The following is a 17,301-nucleotide window of genomic DNA, read 5'->3' on the forward strand; positions in this document are numbered from 1 at the left end:
GGCGTGGCAAAATGCCGCCTTACCCTCATATGAAGTTGTTTAGTTAAAGGACTCAACATGAAATTACGCCTCGCTGTTGTTGGCGCTGCTATGTTCGCTGCTCTTCCTGCTCAAGCCGATCTACTAGGTTTAACACTGGCTAGTCATATCGCTCAAACCAATACTGACCCAAAAGCCTCGTCGGCTTGGCAGGGTGATTTAGAGCTGCGTTTTAAGCATCCTATTCCGCTTATTCCAAATGTGGCAGTAGGTGCTAACAAACGTAAGCAAGGTGATGCGGCAGATGGTTCTAGCTACCAAGGTGAGTTGTATTACAACTTGTTTGATACAGCAGGCCTTTATCTAGATGTGGGTGCGGGTTACGAGCGTTGGGACAGTGCCAACACTGCCTTAGCTGGCTCTGATGACGGTGAGCAAGTATACGCTGTAGGGCGTGTGGCTTGGCGTTTCCCTGGTTCTGGCTTAGGTTTGGAAAGTGATTTAAAACTGTCGCTTACCGATGAAGATTACAAAGCGAACCGTTTCCGCGCGGGTGTTAACTACGAACTGTTTGATTTAGTGGCTAGCACCATTGATATCTCTGCGGGTTACCAGTACGAAGATATTGCAACACGTAGCTACAGCACCAGTAATAGCGGCGCTTACTTAGGTTTAGCTGTTAACTTCTGATAGCGAGTTGCTATGGCAGTTTGTTGCAAACAACAGGCTGCCATTGCTACAAACCCTAGGCCTGCACTAAGGCTGACTAAACCAAAAATACCCTGCTGCTGATTTAACTGCCAAGCAAAAGCACCAAGAAATGGGGCACTTGCGCTGGCGAGTAAATAGGGCACGGCCAACATTCCCGATATCGCTCCAAAGCCTTGTTCACCGAGTAATTGTTTGGTTAACACTGGCCGCAAAATACTGGTCACGCCATAAGCACTCCCTTGTAATACGACAAACAGCCAAATAAGGTGCTGGAGATGTTCGAGCTGCCACAGCAAAAAGGCGGCAACGAGCAAACTGCCAAAACACAGCATGGTTATAAGGGTATTCGATAGCCGTTTATCTACACTGATCATTGCGATGCGCCCAAGTACTTGCATTGGACCAATCATCGCCATGACTAACACGGCATTATCTGCGCTAAAGTTGAGAGCGTGCATGCTTGGTAGTAAAAAGTTGACCAGTACCGTGTGGTTAAGTGCGCTAAGGGAAAAGGCTAAGGCAATAAACCAGAACACTGCGTTTTTGAGCTGAGTATTTGGTGAGCTCGATTGTTTAATGTTTGCGATGGTTTGCGTTTTGCCAAGCGCTGAGCTTTGGGCCCCTTGAATTAACTTGGCGCTAATAAATAGCAATGGAGTAGCGATGAGCAAAACAATCAAGGCCAAACTCACGGACGTTATTCGCCAGCCTAAGAGGTCGATAAGGTAATGGCAAAGTGGAAAGCTTAGGGTACCTGCAAAGCCAGCATATAAGGTGACTTTAGTGATCGCCGATTTAGCGTTGTCCCCGCGATAACGGGTAAGAAAAGCAAAACAAGGTTCGTATAAACACCCTGCGCTAGCGCAGCCTAGCACTAACCAAGCAGCATAAAACTGCCATAAGTTCTGCACTTGGCTAACGGCCAGCAAAGCTATTCCCCCCAGCAGAGCGCTGCTGCTTAAAACCTGTGGGCCAAACCCTTTGTCGATTAAACGGCCAATAAATGGCGAGCAAAGTGCAGAGGCGACTAAGCAAATCGTGAATGCTAACGAGACATCGGCAATCGACCAAGCAAGCTGCTGATGCCAAGTGAGCAGCGTGGCAGGAAAGCTATAGTAGAGGCATGCCCAAAGCAGTGTTTGGGCAATGGCCATTCCATGAGTGGCTAAGCGAACCTTAGTTGAGGCTAGTGCCACTAAACGCTTTCGCTTAGCAGTTGTTTCTCATAGTGTTCCAGAAAGCTTAAGCAGTCTTCTTGGAACAATGGCAGGGCCTCGGCAAGTTTTTCATGCGACCAATCCCACCAGGCAAGTTTTTCTAGGCGCTCGCCAGTGCTTGGTTCATCAAAGCGCGGTCTTAATACCTTGGCAGGATTACCCACCACGATGTGCCAAGCGGGTACATCTTTAGTGACAATACTGCCAGAGCCAACAATGGCGCCATTACCAATGTTTACACCCGGCATAATAATCGCGCCGTGGCCAATCCATACATCGTGACCAATCTGCACTTTGTTATCTGCACGCCAATCAAATACCTGATTGTCTACCTTTGCTGCCATTCCATACTTTTGCGGGCGGTAGCTAAAGTGGTGCAGGCTTGGCCGCCACCACGGGTGGTTGCTGGGATTTACCCTTACGCTTGAAGCAATAGAGACAAATTTTCCTACTTCGCATAAAGCAATATCTACGTCGTTTTGGGCGTAGCTGTAATCACCAAATTGCACGTTGTCTAATAGGCAGCGTTCGCCGATTTCAGTCCAGCTACCTAGTTCAGAGCTGGTTACCTTACTGCTATTAGCTACGCTGGGCTGGCTGTTTAAATTTGCGCCGGGGTCTACTATCGCCATGGTTATTCCTTTGAAGTTATAGGCTTAGGCATAATTCGTCATGCCCAACCAGCACATTACTGGGTAAGCAGTTGGGGTGTTGCATGAGGTATTCGTCTAAATCGTGGCCAATGTGGGTGAGCACCCAAATGCTGTCGGGCAGTGCATGTGCTAACTCAAGCACGTCGCTAAGATTATTGTGATTGCCTGAACGATGCAGAGGAGAGTTACTGCAATCAATCACTACATACTTTGGCGGCTGGCGCAGCAATTGTTGCCAGCTTTGGTCTGGGATCCCTAGGGTATCGGTTAAGTAGGCAATCCGGCCATTTTCACTGGCAAACAAGTAGCCTAGAGTTGGTTTTGAGTGATTTAACGCTAGCGGAGTTATGTTGATACCGGCTAACGAAAAGCTATGCATGGCTTGCCTCGCGGGCTGAAAATCTAGTAAACCAGGGTGCTTAAATAGGTCATCACACCCTAAGGGATCATCTGGGTGATAAACCGGAATTGGCTCTGCTACTCCCCAGCGTAATTCAAATAAAGCTTGTACATGATCCATGTGAAAGTGGGTGAGTAACATGGCATCAATAGACCCAGCCGGAAAGCGGGTTTGTAACTGCGGGTGGTTGGCGTCGATAAGTATTCGTTGGTCGTTTACCTCTAGCTCCGCTGAGCAAAGTAATCTTGCTTTGCTGGGGTCTAAGCCCGCTCGCTGGCAGGCGAGGCAATCGCAGCCGTACACTGGGCAGCCTGTGACATTACCGGTGCCAAGTAGGGTTAGTTTCATTGGATATATAACTCGGTAGTTTCTGTTTCAATGTATTTGAGCAGTTTGCTCACTGTGCTGTCTAGATTGCGGTTGTTGTCTAAGCGCCAACACTCTTCTGGTAGAGAAGCCTGATATTGTTCGCTGCGGCGCAGCCGTGCAGAGATATCGTGTTCAGATTCACGACCGCGCTTGCGCAGGCGTTCGGCCAATATGCTGGGGTCTACCTCTAAGGCGATTATTCGCAAGCGTTCCCCAAATAACTCTTCAGCTAAGGGGATCTGTTGGCGAGAACCGTTGAAAAGCACCGAGAACCCCATGCTCAACCAAGTATTTACTTCGTTACCCACTGCGTAATTGCAGCCATTGGCCTGCCAGTCCATCGCAAATAAGCCGCTGTGTTTACGATGGGTGAACTCTGGCACGCTTAAGGCAATGTGATTTTCACCGCTATCATCTACCGCGCGGGTGATGTAGCGATGAGCAATCAGCAGGTTGCTGTCCGCTCGCAACTGGCTACGTAAGCCATTAATTATGCTGTCTTTACCTGAGCCAGAAGGCCCCACCAAGTAAAACAACTTGGCTTCGCCGTTTAGTTCACTGGCAGTTAGCGAAGTCATCAAAATACTCGCTCTCCTTCACGCCATACTTGCAGTACTTGCAAGCGCTCATCATTGGGTTTGGCTAATACCAAGTCGGCCCGCTTACCCTCACAAATACTGCCTCGGTCGTCCATGCCTAAGGTATGTGCAGGAGTTAGGCTAACCATTTGAATGGCCTGACAAAGATCGTAGTTGTTATCTTGCATGTTAGCCACCATGTATGCGGCATCGAGTAAACTGGCTGGGTAGTAATCAGACGACAAAATATCCAGCACACCTTCACGAGCCAGCTCTGCCGCGGCTACATTGCCAGAGTGGGAGCCGCCACGCACAATATTTGGCCCGCCCATCATTACCTGCAAACCCGCGTCGTGTGAGGCTTTAGCCGCAGCAACAGTGGTAGGGAATTCGGCAACGGCACAACCTAATGATGCAGACTCTAAGGCGTGTTCAAGTGTGGCGTCGTCATGGCTGGCCAAGGCAATGCCTCGCTCGCGAGCAGAGGCTGCAATGTGTTTACGATTTGCGTCTGACCACTGCTCGGACGCGGCAGTTTGCTCGGCTTCAAAAGCTGCCATTTCTTTATCGTTTAAGCCGTATTTGCCCATGTAGTAAGTGCGATACTTTTCGCTGTCTACAAACTGGCGTTGGCCTGGTGTGTGATCCATTAACGACACCATGGCTACTGGCCCTTGCTCAACCAAGGTTTCAAATATGTTGGCGGTATCGGCATTCGGCAGTTCGCAGCGCAAGTGCAGCATGTGCTCGGCGCGATTAACGCCGCGTTGCTGGCTATTCACAATGGTGTGTAGCATCCGCTCAAGGTTGGCAAGGCGAGTGCCGTGGTCGTTAATGTAACCTAGTGCAATGGCATCAAGCACGGTGGTGATACCGCTGGAAATCATTAAGGCATCGTGGCTGGCCATGGCCGACCCACTGGGCCAGCTAACCTTAGGCCGTGGGGTGAAAAACTTCTCTAAGTTGTCGGTATGCAATTCAATAAGGCCTGGCAGCAGGTAAGCACCGTCGCCATTTATGGCACTGCTGTGCTGGCTTTGAGTATCACTAAGCGCCACGATGCGGCCTTCACGAACTTCTAGTGACCCTGTTACTACTTCATGTTCCAGAACCATATTTACATTGGTAATAATCATCACACTATCCTGCTAATTGTGCTGGTTGTTGCATGTTGTGTAAGCGGTCTGCGACTAAATCGCGCACCCAAACATCGTGAAATATGCCAACAATGGCTGCGCCGCGTTGTTTGGCGGCCAAAATTAATTCAACTACTTGCTGGGCATTGTGTTTGTCTAATGAGGCGGTTGGTTCGTCTAGCAACAATATTGGGTAATCGAGGGCGAAACCGCGGGCAATGTTGACCCGTTGTTGTTCGCCACCAGAGAAGGTAGCGGGTGCTAGGCTCCATAAGCGCTCTGGCACGTTTAGGTGGCTTAATAAGGTTTCGGCTTTAGTTTTAGCTTGGCTATCGCTAATGCCATTTTCTAACATCGGCTGCATTACGATATCTAAGGCCGATAAACGTGGAATAACCCTTAGAAACTGGCTTACCCAACCAATGGTATTGCGGCGTAAAGCAATAATTTCTCTTGCTTGAGCGGTAGCTAAATCAAGCCACTGCTCACCTTGGCTAATCAGCAATTCACCTTCATCAACTTGATAGTTGCCGTAAAGGGAACGTAATAGGCTAGATTTACCAGAGCCAGAGCTGCCGTTAAGCACCACACACTCTCCGGCAAAAATCTCTAGATTTTGCTGGCGTAAAACCGGTAAATGCGCAGCCCCTTGATTGTGTAATATAAAGGTTTTGTTGATGTTTTTAGCGATCATGACGGGTTTCATGATGAATCCTTGTAAGCTAGGCGTTTATTGTTGAAGAACCGATGAAACCAACAATTGCGTGTAGGGGTGACTAGGGTCATCCAATACTCGATCGGTAAGGCCACTTTCTACCACTTGGCCTTGCTTCATCACCATGATTCGGTGCGCCAACAACCTTGCTACCGCTAGGTCGTGAGTAACAATAACCACTGCGAGTTGCAGTTCGGTGACGAGATTACGAATTAAATCTAATAATCGCGCTTGCACCGATACATCTAAGCCGCCTGTGGGTTCGTCCATAAATACTAAACGCGGATGAGTAACCAAATTGCGCGCGATTTGCAGGCGTTGCTGCATGCCGCCGGAGAAGGTGAGGGGCATGTCGTCAATTCGGCTTTGATCTATTTCTACCGCTTTTAGCCAAGTGAGTGCTTGCTGGCGGATCTCGGCGTAATTGCGCCAACCGTTCTCCATTAAACGCTCGCCAATATTGCCGCCCGCCGACACCCTTGGGCGCAGCCCATCTAGCGGGTGCTGATGCACAATGCCAAAGTGTTGCCTGACTAAGCTGCGACGTTCCGCTTCACTAATTTTGTATAGCTCTGCGGTGTTGCTATCGCTTTGAAAACTAATGCTACCGGTTTGTGGAGCAAGGCGACCCGATAAGGTTTTGAGCAAAGTAGTTTTACCAGAGCCCGATTCACCCACAATGGCCAATACTTCACCGGGATAAAGGCTTAAGTTAACGTCTTCAAAGCCTTTGCCTGGCGCGTACAGCATGCTCAATTTTTGGGCTTGGAGTAGGGCTGGCTCGGCTTGGTTCGCGGCGTTTGCGCGAGGTTCTTCAAGTTGCTTAGCTAACTGAGTCATGTTCAGCTCCTAGTTGCGCGGCTTGTTGCTTTTGGCAGTAGTCGGTGTCTGAGCAAATGAACATGCGTTGCCCTTGGTCATCGATCAGCACTTCATCGAGAAAGGTGTCGTGACTACCACATAGGCTGCAAGGCTCATCCCACTGCTGAATGCTAAAGGGGTGGTCGTCGAAATCGAGGCTGTGCACATCGGTGTAGGGAGGAATGCAGTAAATGCGTTTTTCTCGCCCAGCACCAAAAATCATTAAGGCTTCCGATTGATGTAGCTTTGGATTGTCGAATTTAGGAATTGGCGATGGGTCCATAAGGTAGCGCCCATGCACCGTTACCGGATAAGCGTAGCTGGTGGCGATGTAGCCATACTTCACAATGTCTTCGTACAGTTTTACCTGCATCGAACCGTACTCTTCCAAAGCGTGCATTTTTTTGGTCTCGGTTTCACGCGGTTCAATAAAGCGCAGCGGCTCGGGAATAGGCACCTGAAAAACCAGAATTTGGTTATTGCTTAGGGCATGCTCTGGAATGCGGTGGCGGGTTTGAATAACACTGGCTTGTTCGGTTTTTTCGGTAGTGGCAATGTCGCAAACTTTGCTGAAAAAGTGACGAATAGATACCGCATTGGTCGTGTCGTCGGCGCCTTGGTCAATCACTTTAAGTACATCATCTTGACCAAGAATAGAGGCACTAAGCATAATGCCGCCGGTTCCCCAGCCGTAAGGCATTGGCATTTCGCGTCCACCAAAGGGAACTTGATAACCAGGAATGGCAACACCTTTTAAGATGGCGCGGCGGATCATCCGTTTGGTTTGCTCGTCTAAGTAAGCAAAATTGTATTGCAGGCTACTATCATCTAGTGCAGTAGCCTGTTGGCTAAAGCTGGTCATGGCTGGCTCCTTGCTGGCGCATTTTTCGTAGCAGTTCTAGTTCCGATTGGAAGTCGACGTAATGAGGCAATTTAAGGTGAGAAACAAAGCCGGCGGCTTCTACGTTGTCGGCATGGGCTAGCACAAACTCTTCATCCTGTGCTGGGCTGCTTACTGGCTCGTTATAGCGCTCGGTTTGCAAAGAGCGGTCGAGTAGGGCAACCGCCATAGCTTTGCGTTCGCTAAAGCCAAAGGCTAAGCCATAACCTCGGGTGAAGTGAGCGTCTTTATCTTGTGGGCTAACAAAGCCATTTACCATTTCACATTCGGTGAGGGTAATGCTGCCTATCTCAACCTCAAACCCCAACTCTTCTGGGCAGATTGCGATGGCTACTTCGCCGCTACGAATCTCGCCAGCAAAGGGGTGGTTACGCCCATATCCACGTTGGGTGGAGTAGGCCATTGATAGTAAAAATCCTTCGTCGCCGCGGCTTAGCTGCTGTAAACGTGCAGCCCGTGAGCAAGGGTAACTAATCGCTTGCTGGGTTATGTCGGCGGGCTCTGCGCCACTGTCTGATTCAGGCTCGGCTAAACCTTGTTGTTCTAGTAACGAAAACACCTTGCTAAACGCTTGCTGCTTGTTGCTTGTTAAGGCTTCATCTTCGTTTGGTGTTGGTTGCGAGATTGAGTGTTGGTTTGGTTGACTGTGCTCCGCTTGTTGCTCGGCCAATAAGCTGAAATCTAATAGGCGGTGGCTATAGTCGTAGGTTGGGCCTAACTGTTGCCCGCCCGGTAAATCTTTATAGGTGGCCGAAATTCGCCGTTGTACCTGCATGTTGCCGGTGTTTAAAGGGAGACAAGTGGCTAACAGCGGCAGCGTAGTGCGATAGGCGCGAAGTAAAAAAATGGCTTCTATTTGGTCACCGCTGGCTTGTTTGATTGCCAGGGCCGCCAACTCACGATCAAAAATGCCGCCTTCGGTCATAACTCGCTCTACCGCTAAGCTAAGTTGTTGGCTAATTTGCTCAACGCTAAGCTCGGCAACATTGGTGTCGCCGCGGCGACGTTTAGCTTGCAGTTTATGTGCTGCGGCAATGGCTTTTTCGCCACCTTTTACTGCTACATACATTAGCGTAACTCCAGCTTGGTGGTGCGACTAATCGCCACCAGTGATTGTTGATGACAAAACATAAAATCGAGACCCAATGGAAAGCGGTGGCTCGGCTTTAGCAGGTAATCAACGATACTGGTGCTTAGGTCGCCTAACTGCAGGTCAAGCTTATGTTTTATGCCCGGCCCAGATAGTTGAAAGACTGGCCCGGTGCGCAAACTGTTGGTTTGAATTAACACGGTTGCACTTTGTTCTGGGCTGGAGTCTGTACCGGCTTTTAGCTGGCTTAAATCCAGCTCTTCTTGGGCGTCTACTACAACAAAATCGGCTTGATTAATGGGCGCCGAGCTAAGACCGTTATGAAAGGCTAAGTTGTGTAAGGCTTGTTCGATTGGCTGCTCTGAGTTTTTTGCTAAAGCTGGGCTAAGGTAAAGCGCAGTTTGTTGGTCACATAAACTCATAATAACTTGGCTAGCTGCGGCATTTAGCGGCGCAAAACCTAAGTGGTGTTCAAGTGTTACTTGGCTGCCTGGTTCACTTAGTGCTTTGAGTATTTGTCTAAAACACTGTTGAGCGTTGTGTACGCTGTTAGGAAAGCCCGCTTCAATTGTTTGCATTAGTCTTCTCCTCGAACCACAGTGAAGAAATCTACTTTTGATTCTGCTGCTTGAGCGGCAGTTTTTGCTTGTTCCGCTTGTTGTTGCTCAGCCAAAGGTTGAATTACAGCCTCGTGTAAGCTGGGTGCATGCTCGCCGTTTTGCATCAAGGCATCAATTAAGGCTGAAAGTAGGGCGTGTTGTTTGGCCCGTCCACGTAAATAGCCGTAACCTAAAGTGCCATCGCTTAAGCGCACAGCAGCGCGTGTGATAGTGGTATCACCTAAGTTAAAGCGTTCGCCCTTGCCACCGACCCGGCCTTGCAATTTGGCTAAACCGATCTCTGGTTGGCGAATAATTTCACATTCTGGATCTAGCTTTAGCTGTTGCCAGCGACTAGATAAGTCTTGATAAGAAGCCTTGGCTAATACTGCCATCCAGTGTTGGCGCGCGGCTATATCTGCCGCTTGGGTAGATTGTTGGGTAGTCATTGGGGGTGCTCCAAGCTTAGCTCTACGAGCTCGGCTCTAATATGGGAGATTGAAAATTCGAAAGGCTGTTGCTGCTGGTCTACGTTAACCGTTTGTAGGGTTAACAAGGGCGTGCTGCCATCAATTTGCAAACAGGCACAGTCTTCTCGATTAGCCATTTGCGCACCCACTACCGTGTGGTGTCGGCGTAATTCAAGCTGGCAATGCTGTTGTAAAAAACCGTGCAGTGAGCCCTGCTGATATTGGCTTAAGTGATTTTCATGCTCGCCCATGCGCAAGTGGTGAAAAACAATGCTAATGGGCATTTTGTCGATAAAACGCAATGTTTTGAGCTGCAAAATGGGGCTGGCTAATTCAATGTTTAACCCTTTAGCCACCTGATGATTGGCGTTGGCTCGGCCAAAGCTTAATACTCGGCTAATCGGTTTTGCCCCGGCATTTAGCAAGTTGTCGGTGAACTTGGACCCGGCATGAAGTGGGTAGCGAACCGGTTTGCTTAATACCATTACCCCTTTACCTTGCTGGCGCAATAACCAACCTTTAAGCACGAGTTCGTCGATGGCGCGACGCAAGGTGTGGCGATTTACTTGGTAGCGTTCTGCCAAGCGTTGCTCGGGCGGCAAGTATTGGCCTGCTTGGTAAGCGTGGCTAATTTCTTTTTCTAGGCTTAGCGCGATTTCTTGGTAACGGGGCATCTTAAGCTCGCTTAGATAAACAGTTTTCTAACGCGTTGAGAGATAAAGTCGAGCAGACTTACGGTGACTACAATGATGATCATCACTGCGCAGGTTTGTGGAAACATAAAGCCGCGAATGCTTTCCCATAGAATTACCCCAATGCCGCCAGCGCCTACCATGCCTACAACGGTGGCTGAGCGAACATTTGATTCGAAGCGGTATAAGGAGAATGAAATCCACAGTGGCAGTACTTGCGGAATGACCCCATAAACAATTTCTTCCAGCTTGTTTGCGCCAGTAGCTCTTACCCCTTCTACTTGGCCGGGATCGATGGCTTCTACTGCTTCGGAAAACAATTTAGCCAGCACGCCGGTGGTATGGATAAACAAAGCCATTACACCTGCAAACGGGCCTAAGCCAACGGTAACCACAAACAGCATGGCAAATACCATTTCGTTAATTGCTCTGGCTGCATCCATCAGTCGACGCATAGGCTGATACACCCAAGCTGGAACCATGTTTTCGGCACACATCAAACCAAAAGGAACTGATAAAAAAATTGAGAAAATGGTGCCCCAAATGGCGATGTGCAGGGTCACTAACATTTCTTCGAGGTAGTAATTGATGTCGGTAAAATCTGGTGGAAAGAAGTCACTGGCTAACTCGGCCATGTTGCCGGCATCGTTATAGATCTTCATCGGGGCAATTTCGGCGCCTTGCCAGCTCCAAGTTAAACCGGCGATGGCGATGGCCCAAAAAAGTAGGCTTAACCAAGATGGCTTGGAGTTTTGGTTAAGAATTGCGGCTTCGGTAGTCATTTAAGGTTCTCAACATGTCTAGATAAGTTGCCTAAAGAAAAGCTGGGTTTGCACCCAGCTTGTCGTTCGCTATTGGGCCATTGCGGTAATGGCGCTTTGCTGGCGATTTAAATCAGCAAGTTGGGCGTCAATTACTGCTAGCTCAGCGGCTTTTTCGGCTTTCGACAACTTGGTGTCGTTTTCTGTAACAATGCGGTTTTTGAACAATACCAATTGACGAATAGGTAGTAGTTGAAGGTCGCTAGAGGCTTTGAACGGGGCCCACTGTAGCGCTTCTAATACTGCTAGCTCTTGAGCATCACCAGTGGTGCCGTATTCCATGAAGAAGTCATACACTTCGCCTTTCACACTTTCTGGTAGGTTTTTACGCCATACAATTGGGTCTGAAGGAATAAGTGGTGACTTCCAAATAACTTTTAACTGCTCAAACTTTTTAGGTGCAGTAATTTTTAAGCGATCCATGTTTTCGGTGTTGCCAGTTGCTACATCTACTTGTTTCGCTGCAGCGGCTAGGGCGTTGGCTTCGTGGCCAGAGTTCATGCTGCGTTTGAAGTCAGACACTGAAATGTTGTTTTGTGCAAATACGTAGTACGAAGGTACTAAGAAGCCAGAGGTTGAATTTGGATCGCCGTTACCAAAAGTAAGGTCACCACGCTTGGCGATAACATCTTCAAGGCTGTTTAGCGGGCTATCTTTGTGAGTAACCAATACGCTCCAGTAACCAGGGTTACCTGTAGCATCAACGGTTTGTGCGAAGATTTCGCCACCGGCGCGGTCTACTGCTTCCATGGCTGATTTGTTGCCATACCAAGCTACGTCTACTTTATCGAAACGCATGCCTTGAATGATGCCTGCGTAATCTGGAGCAAAAAATGCTTTTACCTTGTAACCGGTTTTCTCTTCCATCGCTTTTAAAAACGGTGTCCAAGTGGTTTTTAAGTTTTGCTGAGACTCAGTAGAAATAATCCCAAAGTTGATGGTGTCCATCGCTTTTTCAGCAGCTGAAACCATGGTTGAACTTAACGCTGTCGCAACAACTGCGGTTGCAAAGGCTGTCTGCTTGATTAGCTTTAACATGCCATCTATCTCCTTATTAATTGGGTTTAGGCCATCTGTGGCCAAAGTTGTGGTACTGCTTGGTCTTGGTTTTCGGTGGTTGTTAGTTGAGCTTGCGAGCCGTATAACGCGGCAAGTTTGGCTTCGTTTAATTGCTCGCTAGGTCCGTCGTAAAATACTTCGCCAAGTTTTAGCGCCACAACACGTGGGCAATAACGTTTGGCGTAGTCAACTTGGTGTAAGGTCACCACTACTGCGATGCCTTCTTGTTTATTGATGTCGGTGAGTATTTCCATCACGATGCGCGACGACTCTGGATCTAGGGAAGCAATCGGCTCATCGGCTAAAATGATCTTGGCGCGTTGCATTAAGGCGCGAGCAATCGCTACACGTTGTTGTTGTCCACCCGATAGGGTTGAAACGCGCTGTAAAGCAAATTGCTCAAGGCCTACTCGTTTTAAAGCTGCTAAAGCTTGGCGCTTTTGCTCAAAGGTGAAACGGCCAGTAAGGCTACGCCAGCTAGGAGTAGCGCTTAGTGCGCCAATCAAAACATTTTGCAAAACGCTAAGGCGTGAAACCAAATTAAACTGCTGGAAGATATAACCTGTTTGGCTGCGGCTTTTGCGTACGGTGTTACAAAACTTGCCGTCACGTTGCACTGGCATGCCAAGAACTTCGATGTAGCCTTTGCTGTTTTTGTCACTGCTAACCAAGCCATTTAAGTGGCGCAATAGGGTTGATTTTCCTGAGCCTGACGGCCCAAGTAATGCCACCATTTCACTTTGCTGAACACTTAAATCTACGCTTTTAAGGGCGTGGTTGTTTTCAAAGTGTTTGTTCAGCTGCTTGACTGTGATTACTTGATTGTTCATTACAGGATCCTGCCGTTGTTTTGAACAATAACTTAGGCTTGTAATGTGACAGTTAGCTTATCTAGACATGTCAGTTGGGTGACTTATTTGTGGCGATTTGGTTACAAAGTGTTCAGGATTTAGTTGGCTAAGTAGGCTGGAAGATTTTTCTTAGAACTTGCTTATGAGCAATAAAAAGCCGTTTTTTGGTGTTATACCAATGAGGAAGTTGCAGCTTTAGGGTTAAACAATGACGGGTTAGTTCCTAAATGCTTCTACTAAATATCGCGGGCTTGTTTATAAGCACCAATAGAAAGGTCTTTTTTAAATTTATTGAATAATCCGAGCGGGCTTAGTCACTCGGATTTGTTATTGAGTTTACTAAATCGAATGCTCTCTAGATAAATGGAATTAAGTGAGCATTGTTGATTTAAATTAAGCTGCTTTGGTGTTTTCTTCAGTGGCGGTTTTTAGCATGTAAACACCACCTACAATGGCAGCAATACCAAATACAATAAACCCATAAGCTTTGTTTTTTTGTGCTTCTAATGCTGCATCTAAACCTAGCCCGCCCAGTAAATCATTCCCAGCACCACCAAATAAACCGCCTAAGGCTTGCGCTTGTTGCTCAGCGACTGCGATGTCATTAAGGCTAAAGCCACCAATGGCAATTAGAATTACACCAATTACTGCCACAACGATACCTACGGTTTTCTTAGTGCTCATTTTAGAATTTCCTTATTAATCAGTTATCTGAGCGCGAAATATAGCATCGGTAAATCTAATGACAATATGCCGAGAATCGGATGCTTGTTTGCTGTTCGTATAACTAAAATAGCTAAAAAAATTCGTTGGATTTTGTAAGGGGTGTGACTTATTTGTCTTGTGTGATGGTGTTTATTTGTTGTTGTTTTTATAAAGCTTATAAATTAATCAAGCTGATTTTAAATGGAAGGTTTAGGACTTGTTTTTGCTAGGAATGAGAACGGTACTTAATAGATAAAGGCGAAGCTAAGGGTTTTAGCTTCGCCTTTATTACTGTTTACTTACCGTTTAGCTTAACTGGTTGGGCAAAGCGTACTTAGTACATTTTCTTCAATGGCTACAGCAACTCCATCTTCTTTATTGCTTGGGGCTATGTAGTTAGCCATTGCTTTAATTTCAGGATCAGCGTTTGCCATCGCAACCGCTAAACCCGCGTATTGCAGCATGTGGCGGTCGTTGTCGGCGTCACCAGCACACATTACCTGAGACGCATTTAAACCCAAGATATTGGCTAGCTGTTCTACACCCACACCTTTGTTGCTGTCACGGTGCAAAAACTCTAAGAAAAACGGCGCACTGCGCACTACTGTGTATTGTTTGCGTAACTCAGCAGGCAAGTTGGCAATAGCTTTGTCGAGTATGCTTTCCTCAGCTACAAACATAATTTTGGTAAGTGCATCGTTTGCTTGCAGTGAGGCAAAGTTAACTTCACTTACATCCATGCCGTTAATAGAAGATTCTATATCGGTCCAAGGGTTGTGCTGTTGAGTAATAAGGCCATGCTCTGCAGAGAAGGCGTGGATAAAAACACCTAATTGCTCCGCTACTTTGGCTAGCTGTGTACCATCGCTGCCATTGAGCGTGGTTTTATGAATGATTTCTCCACTGCCTACACGCTGTACTAAAGAGCCGTTATAGGAAATAACAAAATCTCGGTCGCTGGTTAACTCGAGTTGCTCTAAATAAGGACGTAAACCTTCTAGTGGACGACCCGATGCAAGTACTACTTTTACACCCGCTTGCTTAGCTTGTTGAATGGCTTGATAAGTGCGCGGAGTGATTTTTTTCTCGTCATTGAGAAGTGTGCCGTCCATATCTAGGGCGATAAGTTTAATCATATATGGGCAAACCTTTAGTGAGTGCTAAACAAGCCGAAGTAGGCTAACAGCTAACGTTGTATAAATGAGCGGCGATTCTACCTTAAAACTGTGACATTGGTGCAATTTAGATCAATCTATCCTTAGCTTTGTGTGTTTGCTGCTGCTTGGTAGGCCTTGGTTCTCATGCTAGGGTGCGCTTAGGATAATTGAGTGCGGTTAATCGTAGCTATATTTGTTGAAAAAAGGAGGTACGGTGTTTTATCAGGTAAGTAATCAACATGATATTCAACAGCTTACAGAGTTGGCCAGAGAGATATGGCTAGAGCATTATACGCCGATTATTGGTGTTGAGCAGGTGGAATACATGCTTAGTACTTTTCACTCGGCTACCCGCGTAGCTGAGCAAATTGAGACCGAGCAGTATTATTACTATCTGTTGCAGAGTGAAGGTGAAAACCTAGGTTACCTAGGGGTTCAGCGACAGGAACAGCAGCTATTTTTAAGTAAGATTTACGTACATTCTCGTTTTCGAGGTCGAGGTTATGCTAAACAAGCAATGAACTTTGCCAAACAACTTGCCAATGAATTTGGTTTGCAGCAAATAACGCTGACAGTAAACCGACATAATCATGACTCTATAGCTGCATATCAAAAAATGGGTTTTGTTAAAGTAGCTGAGCAATGCACCGATATTGGCCAAGGTTATGTTATGGACGATTGGGTAATGGCATTGGCGTTGTAGCTAGAAAGCTTATTAGGTGGGTATTGTTTTAGGAATCGGGTTATGGAAAAAGCTCAGTTTACAGTTCAACAAGGCTGGCCAGAACATCACAGGAAGACGGTGGCAGCCTTGTACGAACAAGCTTTTGGACAAAAGTTTCGCTTGGCTGTTCCCAATCAACGGCAGCGTATCGCGCTGTTGGCCCAGTCTTTTAAGCCTGAATATGCGCTGTCGGTAATCGATCAAGGACGTTTAGTTGCGGTGGCAGGTTTTCAAACCCCTAAAGCAGGGTTTACCAGCGGAATTGGCTGGCAAGGTTTGGTTGATTTGTTGGGCTACGTAAAAGGCGCTTGGGCAGCTTTAGTATTTAGCTTGTTTGAACGTAAACCAAGTCAGCACACTATGGTGATGGATGGCATCGCGGTGGCAGAAGAATACCGGGGTAAGGGTTTAGGCTCCATGCTGTTAGATGGCATTATTCAGCAAGCGCAAGTGCAGGGGTTTTCTAAGGTGCGCTTAGATGTCATCGACAGTAATCCAAGAGCCAAAAAGCTTTACCTTGCTAAAGGTTTTAAACAAGTAAAACGAGAGTATTATCCCTATCTAAACTGGTTGTTGGGCTTTAGTGGCTCAAGCACTTTAGAGTATTCAATTCACCCTCAACTTTCTCAGCAGCAAGGCGCTAACTTAAAGGCTAAATCTATGCCTCAAAAACCTGCTATGTATTCCACTTATGCCAAAGAATACGATGTGGCTATTCAAGACAACATTTACAACGCGCATTACGAGCGCCCTTCATTGCAAGCCATGTTAGGTGAACTCGCAGGTAAAACAGTGCTCGATTTAGGCTGTGGCTCAGGCGTGTATGCAGAGTATTTGTTAACTAAGGGCGCTAAAGTAACGGCGATTGACAGTTCAAGTGAAATGGTGGCCTTGGTAAAGCAAAAATTGGCTACTCAGTTAACGGTGTATCAGCAAGATTTAGCCTCGGGATTGCCAGAGGAAGCGGATGCCAGTTATGACTTAGTGATCTGCCCTTTAATGCTGCATTATCTGCAAGACCTAAATCCGCTATTTGTCGATGTGAAGCGCGTACTAAAGGTTGGTGGTAGTTTTGTATTTTCTACTCATCACCCGATGGTAGATATTGAAGCGAGCCCCAGTGGTAACTACTTTGCAACCGAGCAAGTAACCGAAATGTGGGATACGGTTGGCAAACCGGTTGAGGTGAGTTTTTACCGCAGGCCGCTCTCTGCTTTGATAACTGCGCTTACCGATCATGAAATGGTGATTACCGAGTTAAGCGAAGGTAAACCTAGTGAGGCACTAAAAACAATCTCGCCGGAGCATTACCAACGTTTAAGTGAGCACCCCCAATTTTTGTTTATTAAGGCGCTTGCTTAATTACACCGAACACAATAGTTAATTTTTAGGCTTTCCATTCTGCTGGTTTAAATCTATTACTTTTATAGTTTGAGTACATAACAAAACTTATAAAGCGATAACAGCAAGGGAAAGACCATGAGATACAACCTACTCAGCATAGTGCTCGTTGCCACCGTGGCGGCCTGCACATCTGTTAGCCAGCCAGAGCCAGATCCTGTTGTGGAAATAGTGGCATTAGCTCAAACGAACACGTTGCTAACCAAGAGCTC

General features: G+C 47.1%; 20 protein-coding genes. 3 read left to right on the plus strand and 17 right to left on the minus strand.

Going from position 1 to position 17,301, the window contains the following annotated elements; genetic code table 11:
* The first annotated feature begins 57 nt into the window (after positions 1-57).
* The gene (locus K5620_RS07240) at positions 58-669 is read left to right on the plus strand and encodes a porin family protein (RefSeq protein ID WP_016401291.1); all 612 of its coding nucleotides are present in this window, start codon (positions 58-60) and stop codon (positions 667-669) included.
* On the opposite strand, the gene K5620_RS07245 is transcribed toward K5620_RS07240, so the two are convergent.
* From K5620_RS07245 to yidA, 17 genes are all read right to left on the minus strand, one after another.
* Positions 642-1,886, minus strand: a complete 1,245-nt coding sequence (locus tag K5620_RS07245) for an MFS transporter (protein WP_016401290.1) — start codon at positions 1,884-1,886, stop codon at positions 642-644. The genes K5620_RS07240 and K5620_RS07245 overlap by 28 nt on opposite strands.
* Complete coding sequence (locus tag K5620_RS07250; protein WP_016401289.1) at positions 1,886-2,539, minus strand: DapH/DapD/GlmU-related protein; 654 nt, start codon at positions 2,537-2,539, stop codon at positions 1,886-1,888. Before K5620_RS07250 ends, K5620_RS07245 begins: the two co-directional genes overlap by 1 nt.
* A 16-nt stretch (positions 2,540-2,555) precedes the next feature.
* Positions 2,556-3,308, minus strand: coding sequence for a phosphonate metabolism protein PhnP (gene phnP, locus K5620_RS07255; protein ID WP_016401288.1), 753 nt, complete (start codon positions 3,306-3,308; stop codon positions 2,556-2,558).
* Entirely contained in the window at positions 3,305-3,907 is a 603-nt protein-coding gene (phnN, locus tag K5620_RS07260; RefSeq protein ID WP_051147587.1) for a ribose 1,5-bisphosphokinase, read from the minus strand. Before phnN ends, phnP begins: the two co-directional genes overlap by 4 nt.
* Complete coding sequence (gene phnM, locus K5620_RS07265; protein WP_016401286.1) at positions 3,907-5,043, minus strand: alpha-D-ribose 1-methylphosphonate 5-triphosphate diphosphatase; 1,137 nt, start codon at positions 5,041-5,043, stop codon at positions 3,907-3,909. The genes phnN and phnM overlap by 1 nt, the downstream gene beginning before the upstream one ends.
* 4 nt (positions 5,044-5,047) lie before the next feature.
* Entirely contained in the window at positions 5,048-5,749 is a 702-nt protein-coding gene (gene phnL / locus K5620_RS07270) for a phosphonate C-P lyase system protein PhnL (RefSeq protein ID WP_016401285.1), read from the minus strand.
* 24 nt (positions 5,750-5,773) lie between these two features.
* Complete coding sequence (phnK, locus tag K5620_RS07275) at positions 5,774-6,598, minus strand: phosphonate C-P lyase system protein PhnK (protein WP_016401284.1); 825 nt, start codon at positions 6,596-6,598, stop codon at positions 5,774-5,776.
* Entirely contained in the window at positions 6,582-7,481 is a 900-nt protein-coding gene (locus K5620_RS07280; RefSeq protein ID WP_016401283.1) for an alpha-D-ribose 1-methylphosphonate 5-phosphate C-P-lyase PhnJ, read from the minus strand. Before K5620_RS07280 ends, phnK begins: the two co-directional genes overlap by 17 nt.
* The gene (locus tag K5620_RS07285; RefSeq protein ID WP_016401282.1) at positions 7,468-8,589 is read right to left on the minus strand and encodes a carbon-phosphorus lyase complex subunit; all 1,122 of its coding nucleotides are present in this window, start codon (positions 8,587-8,589) and stop codon (positions 7,468-7,470) included. The genes K5620_RS07280 and K5620_RS07285 overlap by 14 nt, the downstream gene beginning before the upstream one ends.
* Positions 8,589-9,188 (minus strand): phosphonate C-P lyase system protein PhnH, encoded by a 600-nt coding sequence (gene phnH, locus K5620_RS07290; protein WP_016401281.1) that lies wholly within the window; start codon positions 9,186-9,188, stop codon positions 8,589-8,591. Before phnH ends, K5620_RS07285 begins: the two co-directional genes overlap by 1 nt.
* On the minus strand, positions 9,188-9,658 hold the full coding sequence (phnG, locus tag K5620_RS07295; protein WP_016401280.1) for a phosphonate C-P lyase system protein PhnG: 471 nt from the start codon (positions 9,656-9,658) through the stop codon (positions 9,188-9,190). The genes phnH and phnG overlap by 1 nt, the downstream gene beginning before the upstream one ends.
* A complete protein-coding gene (gene phnF / locus K5620_RS07300; protein WP_016401279.1) occupies positions 9,655-10,353 on the minus strand; it encodes a phosphonate metabolism transcriptional regulator PhnF in 699 nt (232 codons plus the stop codon). Before phnF ends, phnG begins: the two co-directional genes overlap by 4 nt.
* An 11-nt stretch (positions 10,354-10,364) precedes the next feature.
* Positions 10,365-11,153: a phosphonate ABC transporter, permease protein PhnE gene (gene phnE, locus K5620_RS07305; RefSeq protein ID WP_016401278.1), complete on the minus strand. Its 789-nt coding sequence runs from the start codon at positions 11,151-11,153 to the stop codon at positions 10,365-10,367.
* Between the two features lie 69 nt (positions 11,154-11,222).
* Positions 11,223-12,230, minus strand: a complete 1,008-nt coding sequence (gene phnD, locus K5620_RS07310) for a phosphonate ABC transporter substrate-binding protein (protein WP_016401277.1) — start codon at positions 12,228-12,230, stop codon at positions 11,223-11,225.
* Positions 12,231-12,256: 26 nt separating this feature from the next.
* Positions 12,257-13,081 carry a phosphonate ABC transporter ATP-binding protein gene (gene phnC, locus K5620_RS07315; RefSeq protein WP_016401276.1) on the minus strand — a complete coding sequence of 275 codons (825 nt, stop codon included), beginning with the start codon at positions 13,079-13,081 and terminating at the stop codon, positions 12,257-12,259.
* Positions 13,082-13,495: 414 nt separating this feature from the next.
* Positions 13,496-13,786 carry a hypothetical protein gene (locus tag K5620_RS07320; protein ID WP_016401275.1) on the minus strand — a complete coding sequence of 97 codons (291 nt, stop codon included), beginning with the start codon at positions 13,784-13,786 and terminating at the stop codon, positions 13,496-13,498.
* Positions 13,787-14,118: 332 nt separating this feature from the next.
* Complete coding sequence (yidA, locus tag K5620_RS07325) at positions 14,119-14,943, minus strand: sugar-phosphatase (RefSeq protein ID WP_016401274.1); 825 nt, start codon at positions 14,941-14,943, stop codon at positions 14,119-14,121.
* Positions 14,944-15,178: 235 nt separating this feature from the next.
* On the opposite strand from yidA, the gene K5620_RS07330 reads away from it, so the two are divergent.
* Both K5620_RS07330 and K5620_RS21705 read left to right on the plus strand, forming a co-directional pair.
* Positions 15,179-15,667, plus strand: coding sequence for a GNAT family N-acetyltransferase (locus K5620_RS07330; RefSeq protein WP_016401273.1), 489 nt, complete (start codon positions 15,179-15,181; stop codon positions 15,665-15,667).
* Between the two features lie 42 nt (positions 15,668-15,709).
* On the plus strand, positions 15,710-17,050 hold the full coding sequence (locus K5620_RS21705) for a GNAT family N-acetyltransferase (protein WP_016401272.1): 1,341 nt from the start codon (positions 15,710-15,712) through the stop codon (positions 17,048-17,050).
* Positions 17,051-17,301: the final 251 nt, after the last annotated feature.

It is taken from the genome of Agarivorans albus, from assembly GCF_019670105.1.
Classification (GTDB): Bacteria; Pseudomonadota; Gammaproteobacteria; order Enterobacterales; family Celerinatantimonadaceae; genus Agarivorans; species Agarivorans albus.

Excerpts from the sequence above, each read along its gene's own strand:
- K5620_RS07240 (WP_016401291.1), top strand. The coding sequence starts at position 58 with ATGAAATTACGCCTCGCTGTTGTTGGCGCTGCTATGTTCGCTGCTCTT.
- K5620_RS07250 (WP_016401289.1), bottom strand. The coding sequence starts at position 2,539 with ATGGCGATAGTAGACCCCGGCGCAAATTTAAACAGCCAGCCCAGCGTA.
- phnP (WP_016401288.1), bottom strand. The coding sequence starts at position 3,308 with ATGAAACTAACCCTACTTGGCACCGGTAATGTCACAGGCTGCCCAGTG.
- phnN (WP_051147587.1), bottom strand. The coding sequence starts at position 3,907 with ATGACTTCGCTAACTGCCAGTGAACTAAACGGCGAAGCCAAGTTGTTT.
- phnM (WP_016401286.1), bottom strand. The coding sequence starts at position 5,043 with ATGATTATTACCAATGTAAATATGGTTCTGGAACATGAAGTAGTAACA.
- phnL (WP_016401285.1), bottom strand. The coding sequence starts at position 5,749 with ATGAAACCCGTCATGATCGCTAAAAACATCAACAAAACCTTTATATTA.
- phnK (WP_016401284.1), bottom strand. The coding sequence starts at position 6,598 with ATGACTCAGTTAGCTAAGCAACTTGAAGAACCTCGCGCAAACGCCGCG.
- K5620_RS07280 (WP_016401283.1), bottom strand. The coding sequence starts at position 7,481 with ATGACCAGCTTTAGCCAACAGGCTACTGCACTAGATGATAGTAGCCTG.
- K5620_RS07285 (WP_016401282.1), bottom strand. The coding sequence starts at position 8,589 with ATGTATGTAGCAGTAAAAGGTGGCGAAAAAGCCATTGCCGCAGCACAT.
- phnH (WP_016401281.1), bottom strand. The coding sequence starts at position 9,188 with ATGCAAACAATTGAAGCGGGCTTTCCTAACAGCGTACACAACGCTCAA.
- phnG (WP_016401280.1), bottom strand. The coding sequence starts at position 9,658 with ATGACTACCCAACAATCTACCCAAGCGGCAGATATAGCCGCGCGCCAA.
- phnF (WP_016401279.1), bottom strand. The coding sequence starts at position 10,353 with ATGCCCCGTTACCAAGAAATCGCGCTAAGCCTAGAAAAAGAAATTAGC.
- phnE (WP_016401278.1), bottom strand. The coding sequence starts at position 11,153 with ATGACTACCGAAGCCGCAATTCTTAACCAAAACTCCAAGCCATCTTGG.
- phnD (WP_016401277.1), bottom strand. The coding sequence starts at position 12,230 with ATGTTAAAGCTAATCAAGCAGACAGCCTTTGCAACCGCAGTTGTTGCG.
- phnC (WP_016401276.1), bottom strand. The coding sequence starts at position 13,081 with ATGAACAATCAAGTAATCACAGTCAAGCAGCTGAACAAACACTTTGAA.
- K5620_RS07320 (WP_016401275.1), bottom strand. The coding sequence starts at position 13,786 with ATGAGCACTAAGAAAACCGTAGGTATCGTTGTGGCAGTAATTGGTGTA.
- yidA (WP_016401274.1), bottom strand. The coding sequence starts at position 14,943 with ATGATTAAACTTATCGCCCTAGATATGGACGGCACACTTCTCAATGAC.
- K5620_RS21705 (WP_016401272.1), top strand. The coding sequence starts at position 15,710 with ATGGAAAAAGCTCAGTTTACAGTTCAACAAGGCTGGCCAGAACATCAC.